Genomic DNA, 18,907 nt, shown 5'->3' with positions numbered 1-18,907 from the left:
CATGTTGGGTGACGCCCTCTGTTTATCCAACCTACCACGTTTATATAGGTCAGGTGAGTGGCGAAGCCACACAACCCGACAATAATGAACAGAAAACCCAACTTACCGCGTTGTATAAGGTAAACTAGCTTACATATTTTTTAGAGGTGCAATTCCTTCTTGCATAGTTCAATTATTTCTTCTTTCTTTATTTTGTAGTGGTACAGTGATTTTGGCCACCCATTAAGAAAGAAATGTTATGCTAATAAGCATACAAATTTGGGTAAAAAAATGACGAAATTAAAACGCGCAACATATTCAGCGGCAATTAAATTAGAAACGGCTCAGCTTGTAGTAGACCAAGGTTATACGCAAGAAGACGCAGCAAAAGCGATGGGGGTGGGTAAATCAACCGTCAGTAAGTGGGTTACTCAATTAAAGCTAGAACGTAATGGTCAGACACCTTTAGCTTCACCAATGACGCCCGAACAAATTGAAATCCGTGAACTTAAAAAACAAATCCAACGCATTGAATTAGAAAAGGATATATTAAAAAAGGCTACCGCTCTCTTGATGTCCGACTCCCTGAACAATTCTCATTAATTGAGAAATTGAATCAACGAGAGCGTTATCCAATTAGTGTGCTATGCAGCGTATTCAATGTGCATCGCAGCAGCTATAAATACTGGGCCATACGCGATACAACGCCGACACCTGAGCAAGTAAGGTTAGAGGCTGAAGTAAAAGCAATACATGCGATGAGTGGTGGTTCAGCAGGTGCACGGACAATCGCAGCGATAGCAACGAACAATGATTTTGAATTGAGCCGTTATCGTGCAGCTAAGCTAATGGTTAAATTAAAGCTTGAAAGCTGCCAAGTACCTCAACATTCATATAAACGCGGTGGTAATGAACACCTTGAAATCCCAAATCTGCTTGATAGACAGTTTGATGTTGTTGAACCAGATACCGTGTGGTGCGGTGATGTGACGTATATTTGGACAGGCAATCGCTGGGCTTATTTAGCCGTCGTTATTGATTTATTTGCACGTAAAGTGGTTGGCTGGGCAATGTCGTTGTCGCCAGATACTAATTTAACGCTAAAAGCGCTTGAACTCACATATGAAAGCAGAGGGAAACCGACAGGACTCATGTTCCATTCAGACCAAGGTAGCCATTATACAAGTTTAAAATATCGCCAACGTTTATGGCGCTATAAAATGACACAAAGTATGAGTAGACGTGGAAATTGTTGGGATAATGCGCCAATGGAGCGATTTTTTAGAAGTTTTAAGACAGAATGGATGCCAAAGGTTGGATATGGAAACTTTATAGACTCTAAATATAGCGTGAGCGATTACATAAATGGATATTACAATAATGTTAGGCCACATCATTATAATGCTGGTTTAGCGCCAAATGAATCTGAGGTTAGATATCAAGATTCTAAAACTGTGGCCAAAATTAGTTGACCACTACAGATGAAACCTTCATATTCATAAATTACATGTTCGAACCACTCACGCTCATCAAGAACTCCCTCTTCTGAGTTCTCATAAGTGAAACTTTTATCTTTAAACTGCTCTTTATGAGCACTATCTAAAAAGTTAATTATTTTAATAATATCTTGGCTCATATAAATTGAGCTATATTTTAGGTTGGTGACCAAGCGTTCAATTTTTTCCTTAAATTGTAGCTCCGCCTTTTTTTGCTCCATCAAGTATTTTTCACTTTTGTACTTCTTAAATTCGGCCTGTTGTCTTTCAATATCTTCCTCTGCAAATTTATAAAACTTTTCAACTTCCTCATCTGGCATATAATCAGACGGACCAGTCCAACCACCATGGTTACAAAAAGCCTCAAAGTACATTTCAGTTACCTTAAGCCGCTCTAATACTAAATCTTCAAGCTCTAAAACGTTTTTCCATATGTTGTCATATGCATCTTTTTTTACATCCCACAACTTTTCATTGGATAAAAATTGCCGATTAATATTATCTTTTACAGTTTCAGCAACTAACGTACTGGCTTCTAAGTGATCTAATATTTTCCCCTGATCCTCAACAATTTGCTCAAACTCCCCTTTTTTAACTAGATAACCTTTTATATAAAAGTTCCATAAAGAAGTAACAATCACTGTCACTAAGAAAACTAACACACCAGTAAATAGCTCATTCATTGAAAATTCCTTAACTGCAACTTATTAATAAGTCTGCATTTTACACCTTTATTGATGCTAGTAAATGTGTCCACATCACCTCTTGCAAAATGGGATCTAACGGGGTCAGGTCGTGCATTTTGCACATTGATGAGATTTTATCAACGGCCGCTATTCGCTCAAAGCTGACCTATAGAGTATTTACGTTAACTCGTTTTGGGGCAGAAATGAGTTAAACCGGAAAGGCCGCTTCTGCAACTTATCCGACGATAATAATCACATCACTCCCACCGGCACTCACGCATATTCACTTTGTCGTTTTTAAACAATACGCCCTCTGATAATAGTTTCTCGCGCTGCTCTTGGTATTTTTCGCTGCCCGCTGGGAACGCTATTTTGCCTTGGCTATTAACTACGCGATGCCAAGGGATAATAGAGTCGCTTGGCATCATTTTTAATAAGCGCCCCACTAACCGTGAATTTTGAGGGTATCCCGCAAGGCTTGCTATTTGTCCATAGCTTGCTACTTTCCCCATTGGTATACCTGCGATAACAGTATAAATAAGTGTTTCTTTATCAATAGCCATTGTTGCTAGAATACTCCTTACTTAATTTCTTAAATTGCTCCCAAATAGTGCGTGCTACAGGGCCGTGATGAATAGCATGCTGTCTAAAGGCTCTAATTTGCGCACTAAATTGATGCTCTCTGTCGGTTATTTTTATTTCTTGCAGTAATCCCGCTTCTATTTCAGGCGCGCAATGCTCTAGGCTCATCATTGCCCAACCAGCTCCTGAGAGTAAAAATGACTTTAAGCTTGATACGTCATCAATTTTCATCATAGCAGCGCCCTTTGAGTAGGATAATCTTTCACTGTCTATACTTAAATCACTTTCAAACATAGCTAAACACGGATATGTTTGCAGCTCGCTATAACTAAGTGCTGAAGGGATGACCCCTTTGGCACTTACAATACCTATGTCGAGCTTGCCTATCGGTAAGCTTTCTAAATCACCTGTCGCATGAAATAAATCAAACCAAGGGCCAATCCCTAGTTCGGCTTGACCACTATTGACATGCTCTAATGAAATAAAGCGTTTACCACTTGTTAAGCTAAATTCTGTGCTTGTGAATAATCTAAAAGTATTGCTTATGATCTCATTGTAACTTTGCATATGACAAAGCTGCTCATAACAAATTCTAAACTGGGGTTCGTTTCCTAATGCTAATTCTTTAGCGAGTTGCGCTAATTCATCATTTGCATGAAGAAGCTGTTGTGCTTCACGGTGAAAAACACGCCCTTTTTCAGTAAGCTGTAATCTGTATTTGCTTCTATCTAGTAATTCAAAGCCAATTTTTGCTTCTAAATTTTTAATCGCTAAAGTAAGCGCTGGCTGTGTTTTATGTAGTTTTAATGCCGCACCACTTAAACTTGCGCTTTGCACTATGGCATCTAAAATTATTAATTGATTCAGCTTCATATACCACTCTGCAACATCATAAATAAAACTTATTGAGTTTCTAAGATTTAATGATTTTTATTTTATATGTTTGCAGCGTATGCTGCACTTAATTATTTTGCCATCATTGCAACGGAGAAAACATGAAACTCTTTCGTCTATGTTTTTTAACAACTATATTACTTAGCTTAATAGCTTGCTCTGAACCAGAAAAGCAAGTTAAAGAAGACCCGATTCGTCCTGTTAAATTGTTCAACATAGGCCATGATTCACAAATAAATATTCGCAGTTTTCCCGCTGAAGTAGTTGCTAATCAGGGCTCATATCTTGCGTTTAGGGTAAATGGTGAACTTGTTAAATTTCCGGTACTTGCCGGCGAGCATGTTGAAAAAGAGGATTTATTAGCAAAACTTGACCCAGAAGATTTTCAACTGCAGTACGACGAACGTAAAGCACGGTTTGAGCTGGCAAAATCACAACTTGGTCGAATTGAGCAATTATTTGAGAAAAAAATAACGAGCCAATCAGAATTAGATCAAGCCACTGCTAATATGCAAATTGCTGAATCAGCATTTAAAATTGCACAAACAAATCTCGAATATAGTGAGCTTAGAGCGCCATTTAGCGGCACAGTTGCTAAAGTGTTTGTGAAAAACTTTGAGAACATTCAAGCAAAACAAAATATATTGCGCTTAGAAACACGTGACTTAATGGATGTAGAAATTCAGGTTCCTGAGAAAATAGTCGCACGTTTCAAAAAAGGAACTAACTATCAGCCTACCGTTAAATTTGATGGCTACGACGATAAAGAGTACACACTGACAATTAAAGAATGGGATACTCAGGCAAACCCTGCAACGCTTACCTATAAAGTTGTCTTTTCACTGCCAGTGCCTAAAGATTTTAACTTACTCGCGGGTATGACTGGTCGCGTTTTAATAGATTTAAGTAAAGTAACGCGCTCGCAGGTGGCTTACACTATTTTACCTATCGAATCAGTTTTTTCTGAACCGCAAGAATCCACAAAAGACAATGCCTATGTATGGCTTTTTGACTCAGCAACTGGTGAAGTACACAAACAAGCGGTTAAAATTGGCCAACTTCACCGCGATGGTATTGAAGTACTCAGCGGTATTGAGGAAGGTCAAATTGTTGTTTCAGCGGGTGTGCATTCGTTAAAAGAAGGTATGAAAGTACGCGCATGGAACAAAGAGCGAGGCTTATAAATATGAGCTTTGCACAACTCTCCATAGAGAAAAAAGTCATCAGCTGGATGTTTACCTTACTGCTATTAATTGGCGGTAGTGTCTCGTATTTTGATTTAGGGCAATTAGAAGACCCAGAATTCACACTTAAAAAGGCTATGGTGATTACCATGTACCCGGGTGCTTCGCCGCAACAGGTTGAAGAAGAAGTCACCTTTCCTATCGAAAATGCAATTCAACAGTTACCCTATGTTGACTACGTTACGTCTATCTCTTCAAATGGTAAGTCGCAAATTTCGGTAGAAATGAAAAGTACGTACCGTAAAGAGCAACTTCGCCAAATTTGGGACGAAATGCGACGTAAAATTAACGATCTTTCGCCTTCTCTGCCAAGTGGTGTTTACCCTAGTACTATTTTGGACGATTTTGCCGATGTTTACGGTGTTATGTACTCGGTAACGGGTGATGGTTATTCGTATGATGAACTTAAAGATTACGTAGATTACTTAAAACGCGAACTCGTCCTTGTTAAAGGGGTGAGTAAAATAACAATAGCTGGCGAGCAACAAGCCCAAGTGCTCGTAGAAATATCTACCCGAAAGCTAGCTCAACTAGGGATTGCGCCTAGTCATATTTTTCAATTACTGCAGTCGCAAAATACGGTATCAAATGCAGGAAAAATTCGCGTCGGCGATGAATCCATCCGCTTACACCCCACTGGTGAATTTAAGGATGTAAAAGAACTCGAAACCCTTCTTATTTCAAAACCAGGTGCAAGCGAACTTATCTATTTAGGTGATGTGGCCAAGGTTTATAGAGAATACGCTGAAGTACCAAACAATGTTATTCGCTTTAACGACAACCAAGCACTTTTAATTGGCGTGTCGTTTACATCTGGCGTTAATGTCGTTGATATTGGTAAAAATATAGATAAACATTTAGCATCGCTTGAGTACCAACGTCCTCATGGAATTGACATAAGCTCAGTATATAACCAGCCAAAAGAAGTGGAAAAATCGGTTGATGGGTTTATTGTTAGCCTATTAGAAGCAATTGCGATTGTTATTGTTGTATTACTGTTATTTATGGGCTTAAAAAGCGGTATTTTGATTGGTGGTATTTTACTGCTTACTGTATTGGGTACCTTCATCTTTATGAAATTGTTTGCTATCGACTTGCAACGTATATCGCTGGGCGCACTCATTATTGCCCTTGGGATGTTGGTTGATAATGCGATAGTGGTAACCGAAGGTATTTTAATAAACCTTAAGCGCGGGCAAACTAAACTAAAGGCTGCCGTTAATATAGTCGAACAAACAAAGTGGCCATTACTGGGAGCAACCGTTATTGCAGTTACGGCCTTTGCCCCCATAGGTTTAAGCTCTGATGCCAGTGGTGAATTTGCAGGTAGTTTATTTTGGGTGTTATTTATTTCACTCTTATTGAGCTGGATAACAGCCATTACACTCACTCCATTTTTTGCCAACTTAATGTTTAAAGAAACTGAGTTTAAAAATGAGGAAGGCCAAGAAGAAGACGATCCGTACAAAGGGTTTATTTTTAATGGCTATAAAGCTATTTTAGATGGTGCAATGCACTTTAGAAAAACCACACTTGTTTTAATGGTTATTTTATTGTGTTCTGCTGTGGTTGGTTTTGGATCTGTTAAACAATCGTTTTTCCCTGCTTCTAACACCCCTATGTTTTATGTTGATTACTGGCAAGATCAAGGTTCTGACATTCGCTCGACCTTAGAAGGTATTAAGCAACTTGAAGCATATTTACAAAGTAATGAATTAGTAAAAGAAATTACAAGTACAACAGGTCAAGGCGCGCCGCGATTTATGCTTACCTACGCACCCGAAAAGTCATACCCCGCATACGGGCAATTGATTATTCGCGTAAAAGATAGAGAAGCCGTTGCAACAGTAATGCAAAAAGTACGAGATTATTCAGTAAATCATGCGCTCTCTGCTCAGCTAAAAATTAAACCTATGGAAATAGGCCCATCTACTGATGCTAAAATAGAGGCGCGTTTCTCTGGTCCTGATCCCGTTGTTTTAAGACAGCTCGCTGCAAAAGCGCAAGAGCTGATTGGTAACGATGATGGTGCCTATAATATTCGTAATGACTGGCGTGCACGTACCAAAATGATTCGCCCACAATTTAATGAACAAAAAGCACGTCGCTTAGGGATCAGCAAATCAGATCTTGATAACGTTTTACTTACCAGTCTTTCGGGTAAGCAAGTAGGTGTATACCGTGATGGTACGCAGCTGTTGCCTATTATTGCACGCTCACCAGCTAACGAGCGTTTAAACGTAGAAAGCGTGCATGATTTACAAATATATAGCCCTGTTCTAAGTGTATTCGTGCCTGTAACTCAAGTTGTTGATGAGTTTATTGTGCAGTGGGAAGATAGCCTAATAATGCGCCGTGATCGTAAACGAACCATTACCGTAATGGCAGATAATAATGTATTAGGCGACGAAACACCCGCTAAGCTATTTGCTCGTATTCGCGGCCCTATAGAAAACATGGTATTACCACGCGGTTATGAGTTGGAATGGGGCGGCGAGTTTGAATCATCGAGTAAAGCTCAAAAAGCAATTTTTGGCTCATTACCACTTGGTTACTTAGCGATGTTTGCAGTGACTGTTTTGCTGTTTAATTCAGTTAAGCAACCTTTGGTTATATGGGCAACGGTGCCATTAGCTATTATTGGTGTCAGCGCGGGCTTACTCATTATGAATACAGCGTTTAGCTTTATGGGGTTACTTGGCTTATTAAGTTTAAGTGGTATGTTAATTAAAAACGGCATTGTGTTGGTCGATCAAATAAACTTGGAGCTGCGAGAAGGTAAATCACCCTATGAGGCTGTATTTGACTCAGGCGTGAGCCGTGTAAGGCCGGTAGCAATGGCTGCAATCACAACAATTTTGGGGATGATACCTCTGCTGTTTGATGTGTTTTTCCAATCAATGGCAGTGACCATTATGTTTGGTTTAGGCTTTGCCACCATTCTTACTTTAATTGTGGTTCCAGTACTTTATACCGTTATCTTTGGAATAGATTACGAACCACGAAAGTAGTTGAGTTTATAACTAAGCGAGCATAAAAAATGCCACTGATTAAAACTCAGTGGCATTTTTAATACTATAAAAATAAGAAAGGCTATTTATAAAAATCGTATTAAACTAAGCACAATACTTTTTATACTTTTTTTCACTACCGCATAAACATGGTGCGTTACGTTCTAGGGGCTGTTTATCTTTCGAGGTTAAATTTGCAGCAGACTGTTAGGTATTTAGGCAAGGCAGAGCCTATGGTGTGTGGTTATTCCCCATAAATAGGCGATAACGCAGCATAAATGCCAAACATGCGCTGCCCTTGGGTTCTGCCTAGGGGCAATTTACTCTTTGTTGCTCGGTTTTTACTTATTCTTACAGGGATGTAAGCCATTAGAGTAACGCAGGAGCAGTTACCGAGCCTACTAGGTTACAAACCTCACGCCGCGATTAAATCGCCCCTAGATTGAACAAATTTTAATCCTGAAAGGTCAACAGACCCTAATACTTTATCAAATACTTGTGGTGTTGACTTACTAAGCGCAAAGTCAAGTTCCCGAATATCTTCTGGTACTTCTGCTTTGACTTCAATTGAAGCAAACAGCGAATGCTCTTCTAATATGACTTCTATTTCTGATTGTCGCTCAACTGAGTTTACAATTAACGTGAGCGGGTATAACTCTGTGCCTGGCTTTGCTGTACGTTTAGGCGCAAACCCATTACTGTTGTTTTTGCCCATTATGTCGAGCTTACCCATAAAGAAAAACTTTGACATGTTACTTCTATACTCTTTCTACATCATTAGAGCGCGTATCTTAGCAGCTTACCCATAACATAACTAAGCCTATGCCTGTATAAACAATAGCTTTAGTAAAAAGGCTTAACTAACCTGAACTCTGGATAATAAATCTATCACTGCTATTGATTCCTGAAGTTTAATTCACCAAGTTACTATTAAAACTTGTTTGTGATATATAATCTGACGTCAATTTTTTCGATGTTAGTAAAGTACATACGAGACAAGTTCCCTTGCTTCTCCATTCTTATTTTAACAGTATCACACCCTTGCGGTATGGCTTGGCGTTCGCTGCGAATTTGAGGCTTAACTATGTAGCTGGCGCGTTCGTATCGTACGCCATACGAAAGGTCACTCGCTAACGCTATATCATTGCAATATACAATAACCTTCATTGCAAAGTTTGACGAATACCACGCCGAATTTATACCCCCAGTAAGCTCAATGTCTATTTCATTTAACCCGAATGTTCCATATATCGGAAATTCCACTTCATAAGCTACTTCTGCGTATTTATCGACCCCATTATCTCGTCTATAAAATTGTGTTATTGCTTGCATATCGGATTTATTAATATGCATAGCTTCACCAATAAAATAGGTCGGTAGAGCCAAAGTATTATTTGCAATCAAGCAAGCGCACAACATTAAAAAATATTTCATGGGTTGTTCCTTACGATACCATTTTTATAAAATATTAATCAGTTTTACGGACTAAAAAACCTACTTGCCGTGTTAAAGTTCACTTAAACATGGCAACCACATAATGTAATTTATACTTTATTGTTGAGTTATTTCTCTGTCGTGGTAACTGATTATTTAGCGTGTGTATTAGGACCGGTTAATCTTTAAGGACTAAAATTTGACCTCGAAAGATAAAAAGCCATACTGAAAAGGCACTAAATAAGTGCCTTGCAGTGATTAAAATAACTTTTCTATTATTTGAACATTAAATTCAAGATTTGTGACACGGGTATAAAATTGACGACTTAAATGTCCTTCTTTATCTATTCGAACAGTCAGTGCTTGGCAATTTCCACCCGTATTTAGCGTATTAGCAAAACTTGGCTTAGCTAAGTAAGAAATATTTTGGTATCTATCACCATAATCAAGATCTTCACCAATAAATATTGGTTGATCTATATATGGTGAATCACAGGTAGCAGACAAACTCACCGCCATGTTGCCTGCAAACCACCTTGTTTCCACTTTTCCACCAATGCGGTACGTTAAGTCCTGAGCATAATCACCGTCTACATTAACTTTTGCTTGGTAAGCTATAACCGCTTCGCTACCAGCATAGGGTACTTTTATTGGCAAGAAATCACTAAATTGCAGTTCATATATCGCTCCCCCAACATCAACAGGTTGTGCAATAGCAGCAGAGCAAAAAAATAAGCTAGATATTAAAAGTAGTGCCTTCATTTTATAAGCTCATAGTTTTCGTTACTCAAACCAGAAGTACTGTTCAACAAGTTAATTCTTCCTTGGATAATAGCGGCATTATCACCATGCATAGTTTGAATAGTAAGCTTAACTTCATTGCAACTTAACGAGATAGTTTTTACTAACGATTTATTAAATGACAAGTGGCTGCTTAATGAGCTAATTTCTTCATTTGTGAATTCGCTATTATTTTTTCTTTCTTGATATAACAGCTCATCATCACAATAAAGCGCTACATCGACTTCGTGCAAAAATTCATTGTGCAGAATATCTTTATACGAACCCGTACACATATTCTCTTGCCACTGAGTGCAAACCGGTTGCATTTGTGACATTAACTCACCATTACCCTGCACATCTAATTTAAGGTCTACCACTGCAGCACTTTCAAACTGTTTTGGGTACAATACTAGCTCATATCGATTATTTTGTTGTTCCATATCGACATTAGAAAATACTTGGCCAATTTCTGAGGCAAAACTCATTGAATTTGCGGTGAGTAAGCCTACACCTATGATAATTTTAAACATTTTTATATCTCTCCTTGAGTTATATCAAGAGCTTGGACTGAAATAGACAATGAAATACTTTGAATTCGCGTATAAAACTGACGACTCAAAGACCCTTCCTTAAATAATTCAACCTTTAGCTGCTCACATCCGTCAAGGTTATGTCTCAATTCAGTAATAGCAGGCTTTGCAGGAATAGATTGACCTGCTTTTCGCTGACCATATACTTTGCTCATACCTATTGGGATACCATTACAACTGAGCTTAGTTGTCATAGCAAAATTAGAAGCAAACCATCTAGCAGATATTTCACCATTTGCATTAAAAATAAGTGAAGACTTAGTGCCCGTAATATCTATTAATGCTTCATAGCCAGTTACAACATCCCTATTTGCCCAAGATACAACAACAGGTCTAAAATCCGTCTCATTTAAAATAACCATTTTTTGGTCAACATTGAGCGAATTCGTTTGCTCCTCGGCATAACTACTGCCAGCACCTGTAATTAAGGCGATAGCTATCAGTAAATTTTTCATTCTACATCCTTATTGTTTATTAAATGTGCTTCACTTAGCTGTAAAATGAAGCACTGAACCCACTAATTTATAACTCTTCAGAAATAGAAAGGCTCAAATCTAGGGTGCGAGGCTGAATTGCCGTAGCAGTGAAATCAAACTTCATTGACAATGTATTGCAACTCCCGTTTGTTACTACCGATTGCGAGATATAAAATTTATCCCCCGAGTCAGAGGCGCTAAACGTTCCACAAGATACTGTTAAATTCATATGTCTGTCTGTTCGACCTGCAATATCAAAAAATATTGGCTGGCCAAAATCATTATAAACAGGCAGTGATATTTCAAACCCCGTATATTTGCGTACTACGAGTGGATCCAGCCCTGGACAAGTGTAAACAACCGTCGTAAAAATGGGCGTGAAATTCTCTTTATTCAATATATAACGTTCCCCACCTATATAAATAGGATCAGGTGTTTGCATTTGGCTAATATATTGCAACGGGTCTAAAATTGGATCTTTAATATATGCGCAATCCACTGGAGGCCTTGGTGGTTTTGGGGGACCAATAATTACCGTTTTCATTTCCCCATCAACTTTTGCAAGCACTGCACTACTTAAAGTAAGAGATATGACGACTCCAATAAGGAAGCTCTGTAATTTCATTTTTAAGTATCCATTGAGTCTAAAATTAAAGTTGTTCAGATATCGTTACTGTGAGATCTATAGTGGCAGGTGCCGAATTACTTGGAAACGTAAATTTCAATTTCATATTTTTACAGCTCTGCGCTGTATTTTGTTGTTTAGAAATAACAAATTTATTCCCAGAATCACTAGCATTAAAAGTACCGCACGAAGCGGCTAAGTTCATTGACTTATTTGAGCGGCCATTTATGTCAAAGAAAAGCTCTTGACCATAATCTCCATCTACAGGAAAAGTAACTTCATAACCAACCAAAGTATTAATGATTATAGGATCACCTCCTCGGCAAGGTCTATGAATCACCCTTGTAGAATAAACTGGATTGAAATCTGACTTATTCAAAGTATATCTGGCACCCCCAACATATATTGGAGCACTTAAATTCATAGGCTTAGCAGCATCAAGCATTTGCTGCTCTGAAAAAGAGTGATTTATTTCAAAAGGTTCACAAAATCTATCTCTAAAGTCACAACATCGTACAAGAGGAGATTCATCAAAGGCCATTACTTCTGATGAAAGCATACTCAATGCACAAAAAATTAGCATTACTATTTGTTTTTTCATATTTTTATTCCTTTAAATTAAGTTTAAATAAATGATTAAATTAACGTTAAAAGCATCTATTGTTGCTTCATTGTCCAAGGCTGAAGAGCCCATTTTATTTACTTTCAGTTTTAACTTTTTACATTGCCCATCTGTTTGTAGTCGCTTATAAATAGAAAAACGCGCTGGTGTTAGTTTACCTCTGCGATTTAATATCAAATCTGCATCATAACCAACGTCAATACCCGAACAGGAAACATCCATTTCAACTTTTAATGGCTGCCCACCAATTGAGCCAGCGGCACCACCACTAATATCAAAAATCAATTCAGGGTAACCCCCTAGATATTCATCATATTCATCGAGTAAAACATCTATTTCGGCTTCATAACCCGTCACGCTTCCATTAACGAAGATTGGCTCGAAATCACCATCTGTATAGCTATATTGGGTGCCGCCGACATAAATTGGTTCTACCGCACTGGCTCCAAAAGTAAGTAACATCAATAGCATTAAAGATTTAACAAACTTCATTTTTTAATTTCCTTTTTATTGGTTACAAATGGTTATAATATTCATAGCCCCTAGAACTGGTGCATAATAGATGGTCACTCTCGAGCCTGGTGCGGTGATTTCTAAGCCCTCATCGACCATTAGTTCAAACGTTGCTGTTGAAGGGAGTGCAATTATTTTATTCGTATCAACAGTATGGCTAAATGTTTGATCAAATGTAGGAACGAATTTTGTTGCCTCAGGAAAAGTATCAACCATATTAAAGCGCAAATTAACATTCTTAGATCCACTGTACTCAGCACAAGTCCATAGGTAAGTATCAACGTCCTGCTTGACCGGTACAAATGAATCCCCCATATCAATAATAAAATCTTGTTGAGAAATGGCCGCAGTGACATATTTAGACTCAGCTAAGCGTTCATCCTCTGTTGTTACCGTAATTAAGCTGCCTTCATCAATATTTACTTCAACATCGAAAACACCCTGCTTATCAGTACTATATTTTTTTCCATTAATATTGAATGCCGCATTTTCGACACCATTTAAAGTGGTATCTACAATACGTCCTTTCACTGTTCCGATAAGAGTGTTTGACTGTTGAGTCACTTCAACGGTTACTTTTTTACTCGCGGTATTATTCGCTGCATCTTTAATCATCAACTCTGCGATATAAATACCGCCTATATCAGGAGTAAACTCAACTATTTGTGCACTACTATCAACTATACTAATTGATGAATTAACAGGTTTTTGTAATGACCACGAATATGTAAGCGCCGTGCCCTCTGGATCATAACTTTGAGTGGCATCGATAGTCACAGTGTCACCTAACGCAATGGTGCGGTTATTCTCGCCTTTTAGTACAATGACTGGTGCAAGATCATCTTTAACGCTAATTGCTATGGTTTTAGGATCTGAGAACTGAACGCCATCATTAGTGCGCAATGAGACAACGTACTTCCCTGTGCTTGAAGAAGTAAAATGAGCTTTACCATTCGCTTCGGTATAAATTTCATCATTACTAGGTTGTTCAATGATTTTCCATTCGTAGCTTAACGTTGCACCTTCAGGGTCGTAGCTTTTTGATCCATCTAAGAGTATTTTATTGCCTAAATATGCTTCATCAGATGTTAATATTTTTGCAATAGGCTTTTTGTTAACCCTAGCATCGAGTACTTGAGTATTGGATGCTGTTTGTAACTGACCATCAGAAACGGTAACAGCAATGATATACTCCCCAATAACATCCGGTGTAAGCGTTGCATTTGCTGTTGTTGGTGATTCAATTTCACGATTACTATTGGCAGGTTTTCCTAGTAACTTCCAAACAAAGCTAAGATCGGCTCCCTCTGGATCAAAGCATGAGTCACATACCAATGAAATTGGAGTCTCTAGAGTAATCGAAGTATCAGAGCCTAACTTAGCGATAGGGGCTTGATTACTTGTTCCAACTTCAACTTGATAAGGAGCATCGCTGTAATCACCTTGAGAGTCGGTCAACCGTAGGGCTATTTCATAACTTCCATTTACAGATGCTGAAAAGCTATTGCTAGCGCCCGTTTGCGAACTCAGTGTTGCGTCACTATTTGCTGGTGAAGAAAGCACGGACCAGCTATATGAAAGTTGTTCATAGCGATCAGGGTCATAACTTTTACTTGTGTCAATTTGGAGTATTTCATTAGGGCGAATAAGCGTTTTTTCGCTTGTTAAAATAGCAACGGGTGATGAGTTTTTAGCTAAATCATCACTTGTAATCACAACCGTATCTTTTGCGACCTGATTTGAACTATTTTCAATAGTAAGTTCGGCTGTATATTTACCTATAGCATCCGCTACAAAGTTTGTTTTCACGCGTTGGTTACTAAATATAGTTGCAGTACTGCCAGCTGGTTTTTCAGTGATATTCCAACTATAAGCTGTAATCAGGCCATCTAGGGTGCGGCTATCAGCCCCATTGAGATTAATTACTTGACCCTTTTTTACAGTAAAATTAGTACCGGCACGAGCCGTTAAGTCCGCACTACCAACTAGCTTTAAAGGTAACTCAGCTAAAGGGCTAAATAATTTGCCATCGCTTACTTTTAAGCGAAGTATATACTCTCCTTCATCTTGTAGAGTAATAATAATTTCTTCACTATCGTTTTTATCCAGAGGTATAGATACTTGATCATTCTTGCGAATTAATTCCCAATTATATTCCAAAGCATCACCGTCAGAATCATAACTTTTTGATGCGTTAAATGTCGTAGCAGAGCCTAAATTTAAATTTGATGTTTTTGGCATAATTTGCGCAACAGGGGTTGCGTTAGTTTTTGCTGTACCAACGCTTTTGGGTTGTTCATCACCACCCGAGCCTCCACCACAAGCTGACATTAAAATGCATGTTGATGCTGCTATGCTATTTTTCCATTTCATATTCTATTCCTTGATTATTTTATTATTGGACTAATTATATGCCGCATTTCTTATTGCTTCGTTCAGAAGCATTGCTTGCTTACCAAGCTCTTTGGCTTGCTCTAGGAGTAAGTCCCTTTGGTAGGTCAATTCAGTATCAGAGCCTGAGCTCGTACTTTTGTTAGCTGCAACACGTTTATTGCGTTCAGAAACATGGGCTTCGTAAATTTCAACATTATCGCGTTGCGCTTTTACAGCGCTGCGGTAAGTCGTCACATCATCTTCTAGCTGAGGAAACTCCGAAATTATAAAACTATAATATTCATCTTCTTGGCTAAGCGGGGTTTCGAAGCTTTCTTGAACAATCTCTTGTATATCAACTGATCCTGACACTTTTTCAGTACTCAATTTATTCTTTATTTTTAATTCATCTGTGTGAAGCGGATCAGCTAAAGTCGAGGTTTCCTTGTGCGAATCATCATTAATTGATTGGGCTATACCCTCGTTTTGCGACACATGATTGCTCTGATTGTAATTAACTATCCCCAAATAACTTGCTAAAGATATAATAATCACGATTACAGTAATCAAACTTGTTTTCATAACTAAATCCTATATATAAATAAATTATCTTGAGAAAATGGGGAGTAACCTCCCCATTTTATACTTATAAACTAATTACACTGTGTTTCATCTACACACACTTTAGCTCTAATCAATGCACTTCCTTCTTGCACATTCCATGTGTTTTTCTCAAATCGTTTCCAAATTTTTCCGTATTGAGTTGAAACATGAGAAGTAGTGCCTTGTGCTTTAGAGCCACCAATTTTATCGAGTGTTCGTAAAACAATGTTACCGAATTGGCAATAAACGTTCATCGGGCATATTTTAGTTAAACCACTGCCTAATGTTGCGCCAACATCACTTTCACCGGCATCAGTTACAGCAGGCTCAGCAACATCAATATCGTAAGACTCTGCGTAAACTGATAGGAACATTTGCCACATATCGTTGTACATTTGCACTTCAATATTTTGTGCAATTTCTGCAGCAACAGTTGGATCATTTGATTGAGGTTTTAGATCGAGCTTACAATCCATACCTAAGTTTTCACGGGCAGACTCACGAATGTTATCCCAGCTATTTGTTTTAGTTCTAAACCAACTCCAACCTTTAGATTTACCACTATTTCTCCAGTAACTGTTCATACGATCAACGTCAATTGAACATTCGCCTTTGATAGGACCTGGGTATGCGTAATAGTTATAAGCAAGTCCCAAGTTAGCAGTTAAAACAACTCGGTTTGGTTGAGGTTCGTATAGTTTTCGTATTACTTTCCAAGACACGGTTACATTGTTATTAGTACCCGAATAATGCTCTTCGACTTCCTGAGTATATTCACCACAACGCGCATCTTTGGTAACAAAAAAGTCAATTCCGCCTGCCGCAAATGAATTTTTATCCATCGCGTCAAAGTGGATTGTATCGCCACGATTTTCCCGCTCAAATGGCATCGACCAATCACTAACTATGTTATTGTTTAACAAAGTATCAGCTGGGAAACTCCACACGTTTTTCGAAAAGACACTTTGACCTTCAACATCAACATTTGGATTATTACGGGTGACGCCGGAATTTAAGCGCACATTAAATACATCCAGTTGTTTCACGCTATAATTACCGTGTCCTGCATTATAAAGCGCATTAGCAAGTAGATTTCGCTCTTGGTCCCAAAGGTTATAACCGGCACTTGCTAAACCAGTAATTTTAACCCCTTCAGTTTTAACTAGCTTATCTTCTAGCTCAAAAGCACTTTTAGAAATAATAGTTTGTGCAGCCAGAATTTGAGCATGAAAAGCAACATTGTCACTAACCACTTCTATTTTTTCTTTATAAGCGTCGTACAAACCTTTCGCTACATAATAGTCCGAGCGAATTGCATTTCGCTGTCCTTCAATTGAGGTGATTTTTACAGCTAAGGTATCTTTAAGTGGCTGATATTTATTCATTACGCCAACAATACAAGAGTACATTCTGTTAGAGTCACCGCCACTTGTTACAATACAATTGGTTGTTTCGTCCGATTGCGCGCGGTCTAATTTATCACGCTCTTCGAGCAGTAATGCATACTCTGTTTCAATACCAGTCCATTGTGTTTTTAGTCTGTAGTAGTTATCAATCACACCATCATTTTCTAACGCTGCGTCATTAATTATTTTACGGGCATTTTTAATTTCGTTTAAACCATCAATATTTGCACGTGGTATACCGTATGTCAGTTGATACCAGTTACTTACAAAATCATTATTTAAGTAAGCTTGTTCTTGTAATACTGGAGTCGCAAGTTGTCTATATGCTTGAGATTTAATATTAATATAATCAGCGCATTGAGGGCCTGCAGCACCGAGCTCCGCGTAAGTACCGCGAATTTGCTTTACTGACGCGGGCCCAACATGCAATGTATTTGCATTTTCATGATCGACAATAACATCACCAACTCCTGCTGGGGTTTGAATACCGATTGCATCGAGAGGGTTTCCCTTTCGTGAATCAGGCAAAGCATGTGCAGCAGTACTTTGCAGCAATGCAGTAACAACAGTCGCTGTTATTAATTTTCCATACATTTTTAAAGTTCCTTTACTGGGGTTATAGATCCTTCCAGCCAGATGGCTGCGTTAAATATTTACTAAAGTTGGCTGCTCAATTTATTTAGTCCATTTGATAGAATAAATTGATCTCGACCTAAAGGTTTACCACTGAGCCAGCTAACTTGCTCATTTAAAAAATTGTATAATTGAGATATTCGACCTTCGTTAAACACTAAACTATTAGAAATAAAGTTTCTGAGGTTTGAAATTTCAGCACTACATAACGTTGAGCTACTGCCTGCACTGCAGTTATTGGTTAAATGTGATTTTGACTCAATAAGATCAGCAATAGTTACCTGAACTGTATCAAGTAAAAACTCATCTTCTATATCAAATTGTAAAAACTCTAATGTGGATAATGTGTTATCAATTGTGCTTATTAAGTTGATATGATTACTAGAAGGTGTTGCTATATTAATTAGCAACTTTAATTGATTATTATAAGAAACCAAATGGGTTGTTAATTGGTTAAAGTACCGTGGCTCTGGGTAAGTAAGTAATTGTTGAACTGTTAATTTACAGCCAGGTTTTATAGCTTGAAACCCTGTGACCCCCTCTAAACTTGCAAAATTTAAAATACTATTTGTAAATCCATGCGTTAGCTCTACATTACTATTTTCATACGAACGTGAGCCCGATACTCTATTGGAAGAGCTTGCATCAACGCCCGCAGTTAGATTATAACGAACCGACAAAGGTCGAATAGATTCGCAGGTAAAGCTATAGTCTAAAACCGTTTTAAATAAACCACTTCGAACAATCGAACTATTGCTGTAGTTAGTATTTTGATCCGAATCAAGACTGACCTCAGAAAATTGACACGGAGGTACAAATCGCTCACCCGTCCCCGTCATTCTTGAAGTACACTGAGTACTCGCATCAAAAACGTCGACAGGAAAATCGCTGGCATACGCCGAAGTAGTTAATGAGGCGATTGCAAGTAAGATTATTTTCATTCTTATATCCTTTAAG

18 protein-coding genes and 1 pseudogene are annotated in these 18,907 nt (G+C 38.2%); 3 read left to right on the top strand and 16 right to left on the bottom strand.

The window, feature by feature from the left end:
* Window positions 1–270: 270 nt before the first annotated feature.
* Window positions 271–1,451, top strand: a protein-coding gene (locus PALI_RS19340) for an IS3 family transposase (protein WP_193156664.1) whose coding sequence is annotated in 2 segments (ribosomal slippage) — window positions 271–529 and window positions 529–1,451 — 1,182 coding nt in all. Because the reading frame shifts where the segments join, the coding sequence is not laid out codon by codon here.
* Here PALI_RS19340 and PALI_RS19335 read toward each other — a convergent pair.
* The 3 genes from PALI_RS19335 to PALI_RS19325 form a co-directional block, all read right to left on the bottom strand.
* Window positions 1,418–2,158 (bottom strand): hypothetical protein, encoded by a 741-nt coding sequence (locus tag PALI_RS19335; RefSeq protein WP_193156663.1) that lies wholly within the window; start codon window positions 2,156–2,158, stop codon window positions 1,418–1,420. The genes PALI_RS19340 and PALI_RS19335 overlap by 34 nt on opposite strands.
* 260 nt (window positions 2,159–2,418) lie before the next feature.
* Window positions 2,419–2,724 (bottom strand): MGMT family protein, encoded by a 306-nt coding sequence (locus tag PALI_RS19330; RefSeq protein WP_077535230.1) that lies wholly within the window; start codon window positions 2,722–2,724, stop codon window positions 2,419–2,421.
* Window positions 2,714–3,616, bottom strand: coding sequence for a LysR family transcriptional regulator (locus PALI_RS19325; protein ID WP_193156662.1), 903 nt, complete (start codon window positions 3,614–3,616; stop codon window positions 2,714–2,716). Before PALI_RS19325 ends, PALI_RS19330 begins: the two co-directional genes overlap by 11 nt.
* Before the next feature lie 122 nt (window positions 3,617–3,738).
* On the opposite strand from PALI_RS19325, the gene PALI_RS19320 reads away from it, so the two are divergent.
* Window positions 3,739–4,821, top strand: a complete 1,083-nt coding sequence (locus tag PALI_RS19320; RefSeq protein WP_193156661.1) for an efflux RND transporter periplasmic adaptor subunit — start codon at window positions 3,739–3,741, stop codon at window positions 4,819–4,821.
* A 2-nt stretch (window positions 4,822–4,823) separates the two neighbouring features.
* Window positions 4,824–7,892 (top strand): efflux RND transporter permease subunit, encoded by a 3,069-nt coding sequence (locus PALI_RS19315; protein ID WP_193156660.1) that lies wholly within the window; start codon window positions 4,824–4,826, stop codon window positions 7,890–7,892.
* 105 nt (window positions 7,893–7,997) lie between these two features.
* Here PALI_RS19315 and PALI_RS20375 read toward each other — a convergent pair.
* The 13 genes and pseudogenes from PALI_RS20375 to PALI_RS19250 form a co-directional block, all read right to left on the bottom strand.
* Window positions 7,998–8,054 (bottom strand): annotated as a pseudogene (locus PALI_RS20375) (SEC-C metal-binding domain-containing protein); the annotation flags it as partial.
* Window positions 8,055–8,307: 253 nt separating this feature from the next.
* The gene (locus PALI_RS19305) at window positions 8,308–8,643 is read right to left on the bottom strand and encodes a PBPRA1643 family SWIM/SEC-C metal-binding motif protein (RefSeq protein ID WP_193156659.1); all 336 of its coding nucleotides are present in this window, start codon (window positions 8,641–8,643) and stop codon (window positions 8,308–8,310) included.
* A gap of 179 nt (window positions 8,644–8,822) precedes the next feature.
* Complete coding sequence (locus PALI_RS19300; RefSeq protein ID WP_193156658.1) at window positions 8,823–9,326, bottom strand: hypothetical protein; 504 nt, start codon at window positions 9,324–9,326, stop codon at window positions 8,823–8,825.
* Between the two features lie 258 nt (window positions 9,327–9,584).
* Window positions 9,585–10,088 carry a hypothetical protein gene (locus tag PALI_RS19295; RefSeq protein WP_193156657.1) on the bottom strand — a complete coding sequence of 168 codons (504 nt, stop codon included), beginning with the start codon at window positions 10,086–10,088 and terminating at the stop codon, window positions 9,585–9,587.
* A complete protein-coding gene (locus PALI_RS19290; RefSeq protein WP_193156656.1) occupies window positions 10,085–10,639 on the bottom strand; it encodes a hypothetical protein in 555 nt (184 codons plus the stop codon). The genes PALI_RS19295 and PALI_RS19290 overlap by 4 nt, the downstream gene beginning before the upstream one ends.
* A 2-nt stretch (window positions 10,640–10,641) precedes the next feature.
* Window positions 10,642–11,154, bottom strand: a complete 513-nt coding sequence (locus PALI_RS19285) for a hypothetical protein (protein ID WP_193156655.1) — start codon at window positions 11,152–11,154, stop codon at window positions 10,642–10,644.
* 67 nt (window positions 11,155–11,221) lie between these two features.
* Window positions 11,222–11,800 carry a hypothetical protein gene (locus PALI_RS19280; RefSeq protein WP_193156654.1) on the bottom strand — a complete coding sequence of 193 codons (579 nt, stop codon included), beginning with the start codon at window positions 11,798–11,800 and terminating at the stop codon, window positions 11,222–11,224.
* A gap of 25 nt (window positions 11,801–11,825) precedes the next feature.
* Entirely contained in the window at window positions 11,826–12,401 is a 576-nt protein-coding gene (locus PALI_RS19275) for a hypothetical protein (protein ID WP_193156653.1), read from the bottom strand.
* 12 nt (window positions 12,402–12,413) lie between these two features.
* Entirely contained in the window at window positions 12,414–12,914 is a 501-nt protein-coding gene (locus tag PALI_RS19270) for a hypothetical protein (RefSeq protein WP_193156652.1), read from the bottom strand.
* Between the two features lie 15 nt (window positions 12,915–12,929).
* Entirely contained in the window at window positions 12,930–15,308 is a 2,379-nt protein-coding gene (locus tag PALI_RS19265) for a PKD domain-containing protein (RefSeq protein ID WP_193156651.1), read from the bottom strand.
* 30 nt (window positions 15,309–15,338) lie between these two features.
* Window positions 15,339–15,890, bottom strand: a complete 552-nt coding sequence (locus PALI_RS19260) for a hypothetical protein (protein ID WP_193156650.1) — start codon at window positions 15,888–15,890, stop codon at window positions 15,339–15,341.
* A gap of 71 nt (window positions 15,891–15,961) precedes the next feature.
* Window positions 15,962–17,911 carry a hypothetical protein gene (locus PALI_RS19255; protein ID WP_193156649.1) on the bottom strand — a complete coding sequence of 650 codons (1,950 nt, stop codon included), beginning with the start codon at window positions 17,909–17,911 and terminating at the stop codon, window positions 15,962–15,964.
* A 62-nt stretch (window positions 17,912–17,973) separates the two neighbouring features.
* Complete coding sequence (locus PALI_RS19250) at window positions 17,974–18,891, bottom strand: hypothetical protein (RefSeq protein WP_193156648.1); 918 nt, start codon at window positions 18,889–18,891, stop codon at window positions 17,974–17,976.
* Window positions 18,892–18,907 lie beyond the last annotated feature (16 nt).

It is taken from the genome of Pseudoalteromonas aliena SW19, assembly GCF_014905615.1.
GTDB classification, from domain to species: domain Bacteria; phylum Pseudomonadota; class Gammaproteobacteria; order Enterobacterales; family Alteromonadaceae; genus Pseudoalteromonas; species Pseudoalteromonas aliena.
This window is presented reverse-complemented; position numbering and strand designations above follow the sequence as displayed.